General features: G+C 37.1%; 10 protein-coding genes. 8 read left to right on the top strand and 2 right to left on the bottom strand.

All coding sequences use genetic code 11. From position 1 onward, the window contains the following. Nucleotides 1–459 precede the first annotated feature (459 nt). Nucleotides 460–2,421, top strand: coding sequence for a sensor histidine kinase (locus SJY09_RS06330; RefSeq protein WP_396638119.1), 1,962 nt, complete (start codon nucleotides 460–462; stop codon nucleotides 2,419–2,421). Between the two features lie 7 nt (nucleotides 2,422–2,428). Here the strand turns inward: SJY09_RS06330 and SJY09_RS06325 are convergent, their stop codons facing one another. Then, on the bottom strand, nucleotides 2,429–3,223 hold the full coding sequence (locus SJY09_RS06325) for an SDR family oxidoreductase (protein WP_396638118.1): 795 nt from the start codon (nucleotides 3,221–3,223) through the stop codon (nucleotides 2,429–2,431). Between the two features lie 47 nt (nucleotides 3,224–3,270). Here SJY09_RS06325 and SJY09_RS06320 point away from each other — a divergent pair, with 47 nt between their 5' ends. From SJY09_RS06320 to SJY09_RS06310, 3 genes are read left to right on the top strand one after another with little or no spacing between them, the layout of a single operon-like run. Then, entirely contained in the window at nucleotides 3,271–4,323 is a 1,053-nt protein-coding gene (locus SJY09_RS06320; protein WP_396638117.1) for an o-succinylbenzoate synthase, read from the top strand. Then, nucleotides 4,314–5,279 (top strand): lysostaphin resistance A-like protein, encoded by a 966-nt coding sequence (locus SJY09_RS06315; RefSeq protein WP_396638116.1) that lies wholly within the window; start codon nucleotides 4,314–4,316, stop codon nucleotides 5,277–5,279. Before SJY09_RS06320 ends, SJY09_RS06315 begins: the two co-directional genes overlap by 10 nt. Continuing rightward, complete coding sequence (locus tag SJY09_RS06310) at nucleotides 5,266–6,345, top strand: AMP-binding protein (protein WP_396638115.1); 1,080 nt, start codon at nucleotides 5,266–5,268, stop codon at nucleotides 6,343–6,345. Before SJY09_RS06315 ends, SJY09_RS06310 begins: the two co-directional genes overlap by 14 nt. 19 nt (nucleotides 6,346–6,364) lie before the next feature. On the opposite strand, the gene SJY09_RS06305 is transcribed toward SJY09_RS06310, so the two are convergent. Beyond that, on the bottom strand, nucleotides 6,365–7,111 hold the full coding sequence (locus SJY09_RS06305; protein WP_396638114.1) for a DUF4886 domain-containing protein: 747 nt from the start codon (nucleotides 7,109–7,111) through the stop codon (nucleotides 6,365–6,367). An 85-nt stretch (nucleotides 7,112–7,196) separates the two neighbouring features. Here SJY09_RS06305 and SJY09_RS06300 point away from each other — a divergent pair, with 85 nt between their 5' ends. The 4 genes from SJY09_RS06300 (at nucleotide 7,197) to SJY09_RS06285 (ending at nucleotide 14,311) form a co-directional block, all read left to right on the top strand. After that, nucleotides 7,197–8,543: a M24 family metallopeptidase gene (locus SJY09_RS06300; RefSeq protein WP_396638113.1), complete on the top strand. Its 1,347-nt coding sequence runs from the start codon at nucleotides 7,197–7,199 to the stop codon at nucleotides 8,541–8,543. A 6-nt stretch (nucleotides 8,544–8,549) separates the two neighbouring features. Further along, nucleotides 8,550–10,730, top strand: coding sequence for a TonB-dependent receptor plug domain-containing protein (locus SJY09_RS06295; RefSeq protein ID WP_396638112.1), 2,181 nt, complete (start codon nucleotides 8,550–8,552; stop codon nucleotides 10,728–10,730). A 66-nt stretch (nucleotides 10,731–10,796) separates the two neighbouring features. Continuing rightward, a complete protein-coding gene (locus SJY09_RS06290) occupies nucleotides 10,797–12,548 on the top strand; it encodes a DUF2135 domain-containing protein (RefSeq protein WP_396638111.1) in 1,752 nt (583 codons plus the stop codon). Between the two features lie 11 nt (nucleotides 12,549–12,559). Continuing rightward, entirely contained in the window at nucleotides 12,560–14,311 is a 1,752-nt protein-coding gene (locus SJY09_RS06285; protein ID WP_396638110.1) for a carboxypeptidase-like regulatory domain-containing protein, read from the top strand. Nucleotide 14,312 lies beyond the last annotated feature (1 nt).

Here is a 14,312-nt window from a genome sequence, read left to right as displayed (position 1 = left end):
CCTCATCTGGGGTGATTTTTTTATTTAAGGCAAAACTAGCCAGGTTTTTATTTAGAATAGGCTTCAGGGAACTCTCTAAATCATCGACGAAATACACAGAATAACGATGAAAAACCAGTGGTTTCTTCAAAATAACGTTTCACAACAAAATAAGTCCACTACACAACAATATTCTCATACCTGATTGCTTATATAATATTTTTGTAGAAATAGGGTGTCAGCACTCATTTTTGATTCAAATTCTTTTGTTTTAAATCTATAATGTTGTGACAAACCATTTGTTTCAAACCCTTTTGACAGTATATAGGTTATAGGCTAGATTATGGTAAGAGAACACCTACTAGTTGAAGCCAGATAAAATTGATGCACTTCTTCATAAATTAATGATGATTGCGCAACAACAAAAATTTAGCAATATCAAAGATTAGCTTTAAGTTTGATATTGTGTTTTAATATGATATGAAAAAAAACGCTTATTCCAATCTTTTTATAGTAATACTCCTTTCTGTTTTTTGTACGGGGTCAGCTCAAGATTCCTTGGATGCAACTGATTATTATGGACAATTTCAAGAACTTGAAAATTCCGAGTTAAGGTCAACCTTTTTCTTTGGTACTCCGGACAGGTATAATCAAAATTCCGCTTACGATTGGTTGGATACCGTAAACGTTTATTTAAATAGTTCTCAAAAAACAAAAGATTCTATAGCAATAGTAAATTACAAGTTGATACAAGGTCAACTTTATTATGATTTAGGAGATTATGAAAAGAGTCTTGCCATTGTTAAGGAGTTATATGAAGAAATCGATTCCTATGACTTAGGTACTAAGGAGCTTATTCTGGAATTGATGGATGCTGATTATGCCAAGCTAGAACTATACGAAAAGCAAATAGAGGTTAGAAGACGTAAGCGAGAGCTAGGTATCACGAAAAATATCGCATTCTATGACATATATTCTAGTCTAGGCCAGCATAGGAAGGCGATGAAAGATTATATGACCGAGGAGAAAAAGGAAATAGATGATGGGGATTTTTATGCGCAGGCGGCATATAACAATAATATTGGTAATTATCTTAGGTTGGATAAATCTACACCGACAGCTTTAACGCAGTTCAACAAGGCAAATGCCTTGATAGATGTTTATTTCAGTGATGTTATCCAAGTAAAATCTGACAATCAAATTGTACAGGCAAACCATCTTAAAGGTGTTATTTTAGGTAATATAGGAAAATGTTATGTTCAGCTTAAGGAATATGAAGAAGCTATTCCTTATTTAGAGAAAAGTATTGAGGCGATTAAGAAATACAACCCAGGTAGGTTTTCTTCAGATTTAGTTGAAAATACTTTGGAGATTGCGGAGTGTCATCTAAACCTGAATAATTTTGAAAAGGCGACGGACTATTTAAGTGATGACCTAGCCCCGGTTAAAACGGAGAATATTCTTAAGAAAAACCGTCTTTATGCCTCTTATTATGATAAGACCGGAGATTATAGAAGTTCCAATACCTACCTAAAAAGAAATACTAGAATTAGGGATTCTATAGAATTTAATGAGTCAAATATTAGAAACCAGCAATTAGCTGCCGTCATTACTCAAGAAGTAGAGTATTCCAAGGATATGATCGAGCAGCAAAAGGCGGATTTGGAACAATCTAGGAATGATATAGCAGCCAAGGATGAAAGAATAAGTCTGGTTTTCATATCATTGATTTTTACCTTATTAGGTTTCGCAGGTTTAGTGTACGCCTACCTAAAGAGTATTAAGAACCAGCGTTTAATTGCGGAACAGAAGCATATTATTGAAAACTCACTTGTGGAAAAGGATTCATTGTTAAAGGAAATTCACCACAGAGTTAAAAATAACTTACAAATGGTTTCTAGTCTATTAAGTCTTCAAACTAAAAATACCAGGAGTAAAGCTGCAATTGAGGCCTTAGAGGAAGGGAAAAGTAGGGTAAAGGCGATGGCATTGATACATCAAAAGCTATATCAAAACGATGATTTATCGGTGATAGAAATGCAAGGGTACATTGAGAGTCTTATCAACAGTGTACAGTCTGTTTATAAAAAGGGAGGCCATAACATTAACATTACCATAGATGCCGAAGGTGTAGAGCTAGATATTGATAGGGCCATACCATTTGGCTTAATACTGAACGAACTTGTTTCTAATTCTTTTAAATATGCTTTTCCTCAAAATGAGGAGGATGGTAAAATATATATTCACCTTAGAAAAATAGCAGGAAGAGAAGGCTTTTTTGAATATACGGATAACGGTGTAGGTTTACCAAAAGATACGGAGGAGCGGGCAAATTCTTCTATGGGTATTCGTTTAATGAACAGGCTGGCCAATCAATTACAAACGAATTTAAATACGGATAAAACCTCTGATGGAGTTCGTTTCTGGTTTAATTTTAAGTAGTACGTATTTAACGTACCGCACTTTTTAGAACAACTCGGTGTAGTAGTTTTGGAAAGAAACGTTTTAAATAAACTCCAAAAGTTTCTTTACCACCAATATATACTTCAAATTTATTTTTTTCTATCGCTTTAATTATTTCATTGGCGCAATCCTTTGGTGACATTCCATTAGCTGTAGCCTCATCCTCTTTCTCTTGTTTGGTGCCATTTCCGATTAAGGCATTCTTTGCCACCCTCGTTTTAATAAAACCCGGACATACTAAGGTTACATTAATATTGTCTCTTTCATGCTCCATCCGTAAGACATCAAAGAAGCCGTGAAGCGCATGTTTGGCACCACAATACCCAGATCTGTAGGGCGAGCCAAATTTGCCCATAAGGCTTGTGACAGTCACAAAACGGCCACTTTTTTTAGCAATAAAATGTGGGAGTAATGACTTCGATAATTGTATAGTTCCCAGATAATTAACTTCAATCATCTTTTGAAAAACTTCAAATTTTGTGTCTTTTATCAAAGAGCGTTGACTAATACCTCCATTATTAACTAGAATATCGATACCATCATAAAAGTCAACAGCTTCTTGGGATGCTAGCGTATGGGTGTCAAAAGCGGCCAAGTCTAGCGGTAGAACAGTCACATTTTCTGGGTGTTTACAGTTTGTTTTTACGGTTTCTAAAGCTTCTAATCTTCTTGAGGAAATTACCAGTAAGCAACCCAATTCGTTTAATCTATAGGTTAATGCTTCGCCAATTCCAGAGGATGCTCCGGTAATCCATACTTTTTTTCCTTTTATATACCCCATCTTTTACTTTTAGACCGCTAAAATATACCTAAATTTATGAGCTTATTATGAAAGCTACTTATAAAAAGCATATACTTAATTTTAAAAGACCTAGCGGAACTTCTCGAGGAACGCTAAGGACAAAGGAAACTTGGTTTTTGATTTTAGAAGACAAGGGAAAGTACGGCGTTGGAGAATGTGGTCTTTTCAGGGGATTAAGTTATGATGATGTACCGGGTTATGAGGAAAAATTAAAGTGGGTTTCAGAGAACATCACGCTTAGCCTTCAACAGCTGTTAAATGAGCTGAAACACTTTCCAAGTATACAATTTGGTCTAGAGCAGGCATTTTTATCGCTCAATGCGGACCATCCCTATAAATTATTTCAAACACCTTTTGTAAATGCTTATAAACCAATAACCATAAACGGGTTAATTTGGATGGGTGATATTGATTTTATGTACGAACAAATCCAACAGAAGTTAAATGAAGGATTTTTTTGTATTAAAATGAAAATTGGAGCGGTAGATTTTGATAAGGAAATCGCCTTATTACAATCCATAAGAAATCGTTTTGATAAAGACGAAATAGAATTAAGGGTGGATGCTAACGGTGCATTTTCCACGGTTGAAGCTCTGGATAAATTGAGAACACTTTCAACCCTTGATCTTCACTCTATTGAGCAACCCATTAAAGTTGGGCAATGGCCATTACTAAAAGATTTATGTGCTCGGACTCCACTCCCAATTGCCTTGGATGAAGAACTAATTGGGGTATTAGATGTAACACGAAAAGAAGAATTACTACAAATGGTACAGCCGCAGTACATCATTTTAAAACCAAGTTTGGTGGGCGGTATCAAAGGGAGTCAGGAATGGATTTCCATCGCGGAAAAATATAATATAGGATGGTGGGTCACTAGTGCCTTAGAGAGTAACATAGGTTTAAACGCAATAGCACAATGGACTTCCTCGTTACCTATTAATTTACCCCAAGGTTTAGGTACTGGTGCCTTATTTACCAATAATATCGATAGCCCTCTAGAGGTTAAGGACGGCGGTTTATACTATAGTCCAATTACGGAGTGGGACGAAAATTTAATTGAAAATTTATGTACATAGAACAAGGATATAAAGGTTTAAGTGAAGGATGGAGATACGTTCTCGGTATCATTGCCGTATTTTTTGTTTGGCAATTATTGGGAGGAATTCCTTTGATAGTTGCTCTAGCTTTGAAGAGTGACTCCTTGGCCGTTTTAGGAAGTGGGGATCTGGGCCTTATGTCCAATGTGCTTGGCTCCAATACCTTCTTGTTTTTTATGTTATTGACTTTTGCCATAGGGTTAGCGGCTTTATTCTTGTTTGTTAAATTTGTGCACAAGCAGTCGCTAACATCACTTACTACATCGAGAAAGAAAACAGATTGGTCAAGAGTTTTGTTCGCATTCGGTTTGTGGGCCTTTATTTCCGTGCTTTTTATTTTTCTGGATATGTATCTGGCGCCAGAAGACTACGAATATAATTTTCAACTGATCCCGTTTCTTTTTTTAGCCGTAATTGCTATTGTGATGATACCACTTCAAACAAGTATGGAGGAATATTTCATCAGAGGTTATATGATGCAGGGGCTGGGAATCATGGCTAAAAATAGATGGTTTCCCTTGGTCTTTACATCACTCTTGTTCGGGCTTATGCATATCCTTAATCCGGAAGTTGAAAAATTGGGGTATGGGATTTTAATCTTTTATATCGGTACTGGTTTTTTCTTGGGTATTACTACACTAATGGATGATGGTCTAGAACTGGCCATTGGTTTTCATGCGGCAAACAACTTAACCGCTGCTTTATTGGTAACGGCGGACTGGACAGCTTTTCAGACACATTCCGTTTACAGGGATATTTCTGAACCCATACTAGGATGGGATGTTTTAATTCCTGTATTTGTAGTATTCCCAATTCTATTATTGATTTTTTCTCAAATATATGGATGGCGAAATTGGAAGGAAAAACTTACCGGTAAAGTATTATCCATAGAAGCGTTCCAAGCTAGTAAACAAACTGAAGTTGAACAACTTTAATATACATCCAGATTTTAAACTTAATGGTATTTCTTATTCCAAGGAGGAGTTAAAGGAACTCGCCTACAGTTTAGTAAAGGAAGGGGCGAAATTTGAAATGAACCTTGGCGATTTTCTAATGGACTGGTTGCTGCCCTCACAGGAAATCATAGTAAAGACCTCAGGTTCTACGGGAATACCGAAAAAAATTCCGCTATTAAAGGAGCATATGGTCAATTCTGCTTTGGCAACAGGAGCTTACTTTAATTTAAGACCCAGAGATACTGTACTTCATTGTTTGCCAATGGCTTATATTGCCGGTAAAATGCTGTTAGTTAGAGCTTTGATTCTTGGCTTACATATAGATTTCATTGCGCCGACATCAACTCCAATCACACATGGAACAAAGAAATATGATTTTTCTGCCATGGTGCCCCTACAGTTGCGGAACACTTTAGGATTTATTGATTGTATTGATACGTTAATTGTGGGCGGAGCTCCTTTTTCTCAAGATTTAAAAGAACTAGTGCAAGACAAAAGTTGTCAAATTTATGAAACCTATGGGATGACGGAGACCATAACTCACATAGCGGCAAGAAAAATAAATCATAATGCAGTTAAAGATTTAAGTACTAGTTCACGTCCTTTTAAAGCTCTACCTGGACTTACTCTCTCAACAGATAAACGTAATCGTTTGGTAATAGATGCGCCTCGTATTGCTAAGCAAAAGATAGTTACAAATGATGTTGTAGGGTTAATTTCGGCATCAGAGTTCCTTTGGTTAGGAAGATTTGATAACATCATTAATTCAGGTGGTGTAAAACTAATTCCTGAGCAGATAGAATCGCTGCTTTCGACCCTAATTCAAGAACGCTTTTTTGTTACAGGTTTATCGAATGAAAAGTTAGGTCAGAAACTGGTGTTGATTATTGAGGGGAAAGAAGTTGCAGCCGATGTTTTGGAAAAAATTGAACAAAGTGGTTTACTTGAAAGGTTTCAAGTGCCAAAAGAAGTGATTTCATTACCTAGTTTTAAAGAAAGTGTTAATGGTAAATTATTAAGGGAAGAAACCATAAGGCTATTATAGTTTCTCGGTGTGGTAATCACTAGTAAGAGTCAATTACCTCTTTTGCTGTTTGCTTCAATAAAAGTGCCGTTTCTTCATCTAGCAATCCATTATATGAATTTGAAGTTGGGTCCTGTTTGTATATGGCATAATAAAACATACTGGCTGCAAGAAAAGAGCCCTCAATACTAGGGTGAATTCCATCAGCATTGTATAGATTAATAGCAGCACCGTTTATGTCCTTGAAATTTTTAAACGCTATTCCCACAGGTACCACATTAGCTTTTAAAAGAGAACTGGTCTCCTCGTAAGTCTCCGTAATTTTTGGCAACATACTAGGTTCATCTTCGTAGGCCCATGTTAAAAAAAGATAGAGTTTGGTGTAATTATTATTAATGGCAAATCTGAAGTTCTCCATACCTACTTTGGCTCCTAGCTTATCGTTAGTGGCTTTAAATGTATTTTCTTGAAGTATTATAATATCCCATTCTTTAGACCCCAATTTGGTTAGGGTCGTGTTGTTTTCTAAATGATCGTCCAGAGTAAATCCGTCGAATGCGGAACGCTCAATGAAGGGTTCGTAAGGTAGATTCAGGTTGGCTAAAAAACCTTTAAGGTAAAAATCTATCCCTTGGTTAAATCTTGTATGACTATTTCCAACAAAAAGTATATTTTGAGGAACAAAAGTAGTTTCAATAATCTCCCTTTCTTTTTCTTCCGAGGTGTCTTCCCCTGAGCATCCTATTATGAGAAAGAGCATAGAAAAAAGAAAAGCGATTTGTTTCATTTTGTTGAAAGGATATTTGATTTTTAAAGGTACTTCTATTTTTCTGTACTTAAAAAAACCGTATTTTGATACAAAAATTAAAAGCATGCATAAAAGTATTAAACTGATATTTCTATTTATTATTTGTCAGGTTTCCGCACAACAAATATTACCCGAAAATGAAAGGGCTCAGGTGGTCGATGAAATTCTTGAAGACCGTTTTAATAACCTACTGCCGCAATTAATGGATACCACGGATATTGATATGTGGATTGTTATTTCTAGGGAATATAATGAGGACCCGGTAATTAAAACTATGCTACCCGCTACTTGGTTAAATGCACGGAGAAGGACTATTCTAGTATTCTACAGAGATAAAGCTAAAAATACTATCGAAAAATTAGCGGTTGCAAGGTATAATGTAGGAAAAAGTATTAAGTCCGCTTGGGATAAGGAAAAAGAACCCGATCAGTGGAAACGACTTATGCAATTGATTACAGAAAGAAACCCCAAGAAAATCGGTCTTAACTTTTCTAAAGACCATAATATAGCGGATGGTTTGGATAAGACAGATTATGATGAATTTATAGCCAATCTGCCCAAAAACTATCAATCAAAAGTGGTTTCTGCTGAGCAATTAGCGGTAAGGTGGATAGAAACCCGCACAGAACGTGAGATGGCTATTTATAATCAGTTAGTGGATATTACTCATGATATCATTGCTGAAGCTTTCTCGGAAAAAGTAATTACTCCCGGAGTTACTACCACTACGGAGGTAGAGTGGTGGATGCGTCAAAAAGTAACGGATTTAGGTTTGGAAACATGGTTTCATCCTACGGTAGATGTACAACGCTCAAAGGAAGAACTCGTTAGTCATCTGTACTCCTTTTCAGGGCGTCCTGATAATGAAGTTATAGTACCGGGTGATTTGGTGCATTGCGATTTTGGGATTACCTATTTAAGATTAAATACCGATTGTCAAGAACTAGCTTATGTTTTAAAGCCTGAAGAAAAAAGTGCGCCTGATTTTTTGATAAATGGGTTAAAGGATGGAAATCGCGTACAAGATTTTTTAATAGCTAATATGATTAAGGGAAGAACGGGTAACGAGATTTTGGCAAAATCACTATCGGATGCAAAAACAGCGGGCTTAAGACCAGCGATCTATACACATCCTTTGGGACTATATGGGCACTCTGCAGGAACTACTATCGGAATGTGGGATTCTCAGGGCGGAGTTATGAAGGATGATGGTGCTAATTACCCCCTGAACCCCAATACCGTATATGCGATTGAATTAAATACTACGATTACCATACCGGAATGGAATAGGGATATCCGTATTATGCTGGAGGAGGCTGGCTTTTTTGGCGAAGACGGATTTAGATATGTTAATGGTAGACAAACAGCGCTTTTGTTAATACCTAGATTAAAGGAACACCAAGGCAACTAGATAAAGATGAAAAGACTTTTTATACTACTAATTTTTCTAGGAAATTTTTTAACTGCCCAGCAGGAAGAAAATAAGAATATTACCATATGTTGGGATACTTCTTTCTCTATGTTGAATAGAGACATGGAAAAAGAATTTGAAATTTTAGATAAAGTTTTCCAAAGAAATCCAAATCAAACGGTACAGCTTTTACTTTTTGATATCGCTGTTGAGGAACAGGTATTTCAAGTCAGTAATGGAGATTGGAGTGAAATAAAAGCTACTTTGTCCGCTGTGGTTCCTGATGGCGCCACTGTTTACGAGGGCTTAGCGTCAAAGATTAAGAATCCTACTGTATATTTTTTTACAGATGGTAATGCATTGGTCGCTGGTGAGGTTTTGCCTGTCAAAAAGGGAAATTACATTATCAATAGCTCGTTAGACAGGAATGAGGAGTTTTTAAAACAATCTGCCCTGGTCGGTCGGGGTAGATTAATGGATTTTGCCGCAATTTTGCCTAAGAATATAGCTACTTCTTCAGAAGTGGCTATTCCAAATAAAAAAGAGATTACGGGAACTGTTTATATTGATAATGTTCCTGCAAACGATATCGAAGTCAGAATAATAGGAAGTAATGAAATAATTAAGACGGATAGTAGTGGTAAGTTTTCGTTGCCAGCCGTTCCTGGAGATTCTATTCTAATTACCAGTCGTTTAAATAAAACCATGAAGACGGTTCCTATTGGCTATTTTAATAAAACGGTAGATGTTTTCTTAAAAGCCAACGTTACTACTTTGGATGAGGTAGTTGTAACGGAACAAAGGGTCAATGCCCTCTCAGAAGATGTCGTTAACACAGGAAACGGTTTTAAAAGTAAGGAGTCATTAGGTTATGCAGTACAATCTATCGACTCGGAAGCTATTACACCTATACAGACAGATATTAGACAATCGGTACAGGGTAGGTTCTCTGGTGTAAATTTAGGTCCGGGAGAAGACCTTACTCAAGTGACCATGCGAACAAATGCCACCATTTTGGGTAATAATTATGGACTTGTTGTCATTGATGGAGTTCCTATGGAACAAAACGATTCTTCCTTTGGTAGTTCTAGTAATGCGGCATCTAACTTTGTGAACCCTGACAATGTAGCCGATATTACGGTGCTCAAGGGATATGCGGCTACTAATAGATATGGTTCGGCAGGTAACAACGGTGTAATTTTAATAACAACTAAAACGGCATCTTATGGTGGGGTTAGTGGCGCAACAAAAAATACGGCCTTGGCTCAAGATAATGTGTACGACCCTGAGGCAAAAATCAGTACCGTTAAATCTGCACTTACGAAAGCATTGGAAGCGTATACGGATATGAGTGAGGCATACTTAAAATACCTAACCTTACGAAACTTTAACGAGGATAACGACTCATTTTATCTAGATGCCTTTCATTTTTTTAAGGATAGGGACACCAAATTAGCTGCAAGGATCATATCTAACCTTTGGGAGAAGAATGCCACAAAAGAATCTTACTTGAGATTGGTGGAATTATCCATGCGCTATTTGGAAAATTATGACGCCGTACAAACCCTGAATAGTCAACTGAATACCGATAAACCAACAGCGTTGCAACCCTTTTTTACAGAGGCCAAATCACAACTCGCGCAAAAAGATTACCAAGGGGCGTTAGACAGCTTTGTTACGCTTGCCAATGGAGGGGCTTACGGAGCAATGGACGTAAACCCAATTCAGAAGTCCTTGGAAAGAGAGCTTAAGAATCTAATTTTTCAAAAGCGAGATATTCTGGATGTCACTAAGGTAGGTGAAGCTTATTTTAAGAATACGCAGATGAATATGCGTCTTTTGGTAGAATGGAGTAGTGCCAAAACAGAATTCAATGTGCAATTCGTAAATCCTCAGAACCGTTATTTTAATTGGGAGCATACTAGCGTAGCTAATAGCAATAGAATTGAAGAGGAGGTGAGTTTGGGTTATGCAATGGAGGAATTTGAATTATATGATGACCTTAAGGGTAGCTGGAAAATAAATGCGGATTTCTTAGGGAATTTGGATGAATTAAATGCTGAGCCATTAGTTTTGTTATGTTCTGTTTACACTAATTTTGGATATCCTTCACAAACAAAAAAGCTGGTTTGGCTATATTTAGACGGTCAAAATTCTAAAAAGGAGATTATTGCGCTGAAGATTTAGTTAATCAAATCTTAAGATGGTATAACTTTTGTGGTCTTTTTCTTATCTTAATAAAAAATCGATACCATGAAAAAAGCCTTTGTTCTCTTATTCGTTTTTACAGTTAGTGCACTTTCGTTTGCACAGGAAAAATTAAACACCATTAAAGGTGTTGTTACCTATTTGGACACACCTCTGGTTAATGCTGAAATTAAAGTTTCGGGCTCGGAGGAAGTTACTAAAACGAATGTGGAGGGTAGGTATACCATAAGCGCCAGGCCAGGTCAACTTTTGTCCTATGCTTATCCTAGTATGCGTCCTATGGAAATTGTTGTTGAAGATGTGACCCGTATCTTAAATATTGAATTGACTCCAGAAGTAAATCAATTGGATGAGGTAGTCGTTGAGAAAACGGTGCTGAAATCACAGAAACAATTACAAGCGGAATATGCTTCCAATAAAAATTTGATAAATACCGCATTTGGAATTTTAGATAAAGATGTTACTAGTTTTGCGGTGCGCATTGCAGAAGGTAAAGATTTAAATCCCATAGGTATAGATATCGCTACGGTATTACAATATCGTTTTCCAGGCGTTAGGGTAGAAAGAAATGGTCTAGATTTTTTAAATCCTACTGTTTACTTACGGGGAGGGGCTCTTGGATTTTTTCCTGCCATTTATGATGTTGACGGATTGATTATTACAGATTTTCCTAATTTTTTACAAATAGAAAATATAGAGCGTATTGCAGTTATAAGTGGACTAGGTGCAGTTACAAAGTATGGAGGTGCAGCTAATGGAGGTGTTATTGTGATTAATACAAAGGGAGCCAACTATTTTCCAGAACCTGGTACGGATAAGCCATACGACCTGGCAAGACTTCGGAATAATAAGTTTGACGGGGATGTACTTACAAGCGAGGATCTAAAAAAAGATAGACCTATTTACCTTTCTAAATTAATGGATAGTAAAAGCGAGGCCGAGGCAATAGCCACATACAATGAACAGATAAAGGTATACAGAAGTTCGTATTTCTATATTTTGGACGCCTACGACCATTTCTCTAATAGGTGGAAAAATACTGATTTTGCGGACGGTATCATTGAAAATAATAAACAAGTCATTTATGATAATCCCCTAGCTTTAAAAGCGTTGGCATATACGTATCAGGCAGAAGACAGACTAAAGGAAGCTAATGAAGTATATAAAGAAGTCTTTCGTCTCAGACCTAATTACGCCCAGAGTTATATGGACTTGGCCAATAGTTATCGTGAGATTGGAGAAAATCAAAGAGCTGCGGCAATTTATGCCAGATACGGCTATTTATTGGATGAAGGTTTCTTAAGAGCTGAAGGGGACTTAGGTATTATCATGGACAGGGAATTGAACAATCTTATCGCTTTAAAAGGAAGAGAATTGTTATCTAGAAGAGAACTAAAGAACTTGGTGTTGGACGATGAGTTCGATGGTACCCGATTGGTATTCGAATGGAACGATAGTGAGGCGGAGTTTGAGCTACAGTTTGTAAATCCAGAGGGGAACTACTATAAGTCCCAACATTCCCTCTTTGCTGATGCAGATCGTATTAAGAATGAAAAAATATCTGGTTTCTCCAGTGAAGAATATCTAATAGATGAAAGTGTTAAAGGGGTATGGAAAGTAAACGCCAAATATTTTGGAAACAAAAGTTTGACACCCACATACCTTAAGGCGACTATCTACCATAACTACGGTAGTGCGTCACAACGTAAGGAAACCAAGTTATTTAAGCTAAGCCTAAAGAACGTAAACCAGCAACTGTTTACGGTCTCAAATATGTCCACTGTAGTGGGTAATTAAAAAGACTGCATATGTATAGATTCACTATCATAGTATTGCTGTTTACTTCTTTGGTGTGGGCTCAGCAAAATAAAATTATCATTACGGGCAAGGTTACGGACGGTGTTGCACCGATTGAGGATGTCAATATTTCCGTATCAAATTCAGACAATGGAACCAAGACCGATGGGAATGGTTTTTACAGTCTAAGAGTAAATGAGGGTGCTTTATTAAAATATAGCCATGTAGGGTTCGAGACAGTGGAAATACTTGCGGAGGACATCAGCCGAACCCTTAATATTATATTGGTTCCTGAAATTAACGAACTGGACAATGTAACGGTAACAAAGACAAAACCGCGCAAGACTCAGAAAGAACTTTTTCAAGAATACAATACTAATCCAAATCTAATAAAAACCATGTTTGGGATTTTGGATAAGGAAAATATTGCAACTGCTCTTTATGTGTTGGATGAAGAGGATTTTCCACCGGGCGCGATAGACTTAATTGATTTAGTCAATGGTAAAATACCTAATGCGCGCGGCTCTAAATTAAATTCTGACCCTAGGAATTGGATGATAACTATGCGCGGAAATCAATCGATAAATTTTGCCTCACCTTCTATTTATGAAATTGATGGAATGATTTTCCAAGAATTCCCCTATTGGTTGGATATTTCCAATATTAAAAGAATAGCAACTTCTCCTAGCCTGGCAGGTAACGTGAAATATGGAACTCTAGCGAACGCTGGTATTGTCATAATAAACACCAAAACAGGTAATTTCGCACCCGGTGCCAATGGTACAGCTAACTTTGACCAAGCCAAACTGAGGAACAATAGCTATGGAAATGATGCTATAGCGTTTGATACTTCCAATAATATTCCTGAATATCTGAGGCAATTGAGAAATAGTACATCCGAAGAGGAGGCGAAGAAAATTTACAGCGAGCGATTGGAACAGTACGGTACCTCCTATGTTTTTGTTTTGGATAGCTATCAGTATTTTTCAAAAGAAGTGAAGAACCAGAAAGTAGCGGATAGCATCATCGAAGAGAACAAGGAACTTTTCAATTCCAACCCTTTGGCACTAAAAGCCTTGGCCTACAACTATCAAGAAGAGGGGAGACTAGAAAAGGCGAACGAGCTTTACAAAGAACTGTTTATCCTCCGTGCTAATTACGGACAGTCCTATATGGACCTAGCAAACAGTTACCAGGAAATTGGGCGGTATAAAAGAGCGGCTGCGATGTATGCCAGATACGGATACTTGTTAGAAGAAGGTTTCTTAAGAACTGAAGGGGACTTAGGGATTATTATGGACAGGGAACTGAACAATCTTATCGCTTTAAAGGGGAAAGATTTGCTAAGCAAAAAAGAACTGAAGAGCCTTGTGCTAGACGATGAGTTCGATGGTACCCGTTTAGTTTTCGAGTGGAACGATAGTGAAGCGGAGTTCGAGTTACAGTTCGTAAACCCGGAAGGGAACTATTTTAAAGCGGAACATTCACTTTTTGCGGATGCTGAGGGTGTCAAGAACAAAAAGATATCCGGTTTCTCCAGTGAGGAGTACCTTATAGACGATAGTATTAAGGGTGTATGGCAAGTAAATGTGAAATACTTTGGCAACAAAAGCCTTACCCCGACGTATCTGAAAGCAACTATCTACCATAACTTCGGTAGTGCATCGCAACGTAAAGAAACAAAAGTCTTTAAGTTGAGTCTGAAAAACGTAAACCAACAATTATTTACGGTCTCTAATATGTCCACTGTGGTAGCCAATTAAA

Source organism: Maribacter sp. R77961 (assembly GCF_044594925.1).
Classification (GTDB): Bacteria; Bacteroidota; Bacteroidia; order Flavobacteriales; family Flavobacteriaceae; genus Maribacter.
This window is presented reverse-complemented; position numbering and strand designations above follow the sequence as displayed.

What these genes read in the sequence shown, in the direction of transcription:
- SJY09_RS06285 (WP_396638110.1), top strand. Translation starts at nt 12,560, where the DNA reads ATGTATAGATTCACTATCATAGTATTGCTGTTTACTTCTTTGGTGTGG.
- SJY09_RS06300 (WP_396638113.1), top strand. Translation starts at nt 7,197, where the DNA reads ATGCATAAAAGTATTAAACTGATATTTCTATTTATTATTTGTCAGGTT.
- SJY09_RS06330 (WP_396638119.1), top strand. Translation starts at nt 460, where the DNA reads ATGAAAAAAAACGCTTATTCCAATCTTTTTATAGTAATACTCCTTTCT.
- SJY09_RS06295 (WP_396638112.1), top strand. Translation starts at nt 8,550, where the DNA reads ATGAAAAGACTTTTTATACTACTAATTTTTCTAGGAAATTTTTTAACT.
- SJY09_RS06305 (WP_396638114.1), bottom strand. Translation starts at nt 7,111, where the DNA reads ATGAAACAAATCGCTTTTCTTTTTTCTATGCTCTTTCTCATAATAGGA.
- SJY09_RS06290 (WP_396638111.1), top strand. Translation starts at nt 10,797, where the DNA reads ATGAAAAAAGCCTTTGTTCTCTTATTCGTTTTTACAGTTAGTGCACTT.
- SJY09_RS06320 (WP_396638117.1), top strand. Translation starts at nt 3,271, where the DNA reads ATGAAAGCTACTTATAAAAAGCATATACTTAATTTTAAAAGACCTAGC.
- SJY09_RS06325 (WP_396638118.1), bottom strand. Translation starts at nt 3,223, where the DNA reads ATGGGGTATATAAAAGGAAAAAAAGTATGGATTACCGGAGCATCCTCT.
- SJY09_RS06315 (WP_396638116.1), top strand. Translation starts at nt 4,314, where the DNA reads ATGTACATAGAACAAGGATATAAAGGTTTAAGTGAAGGATGGAGATAC.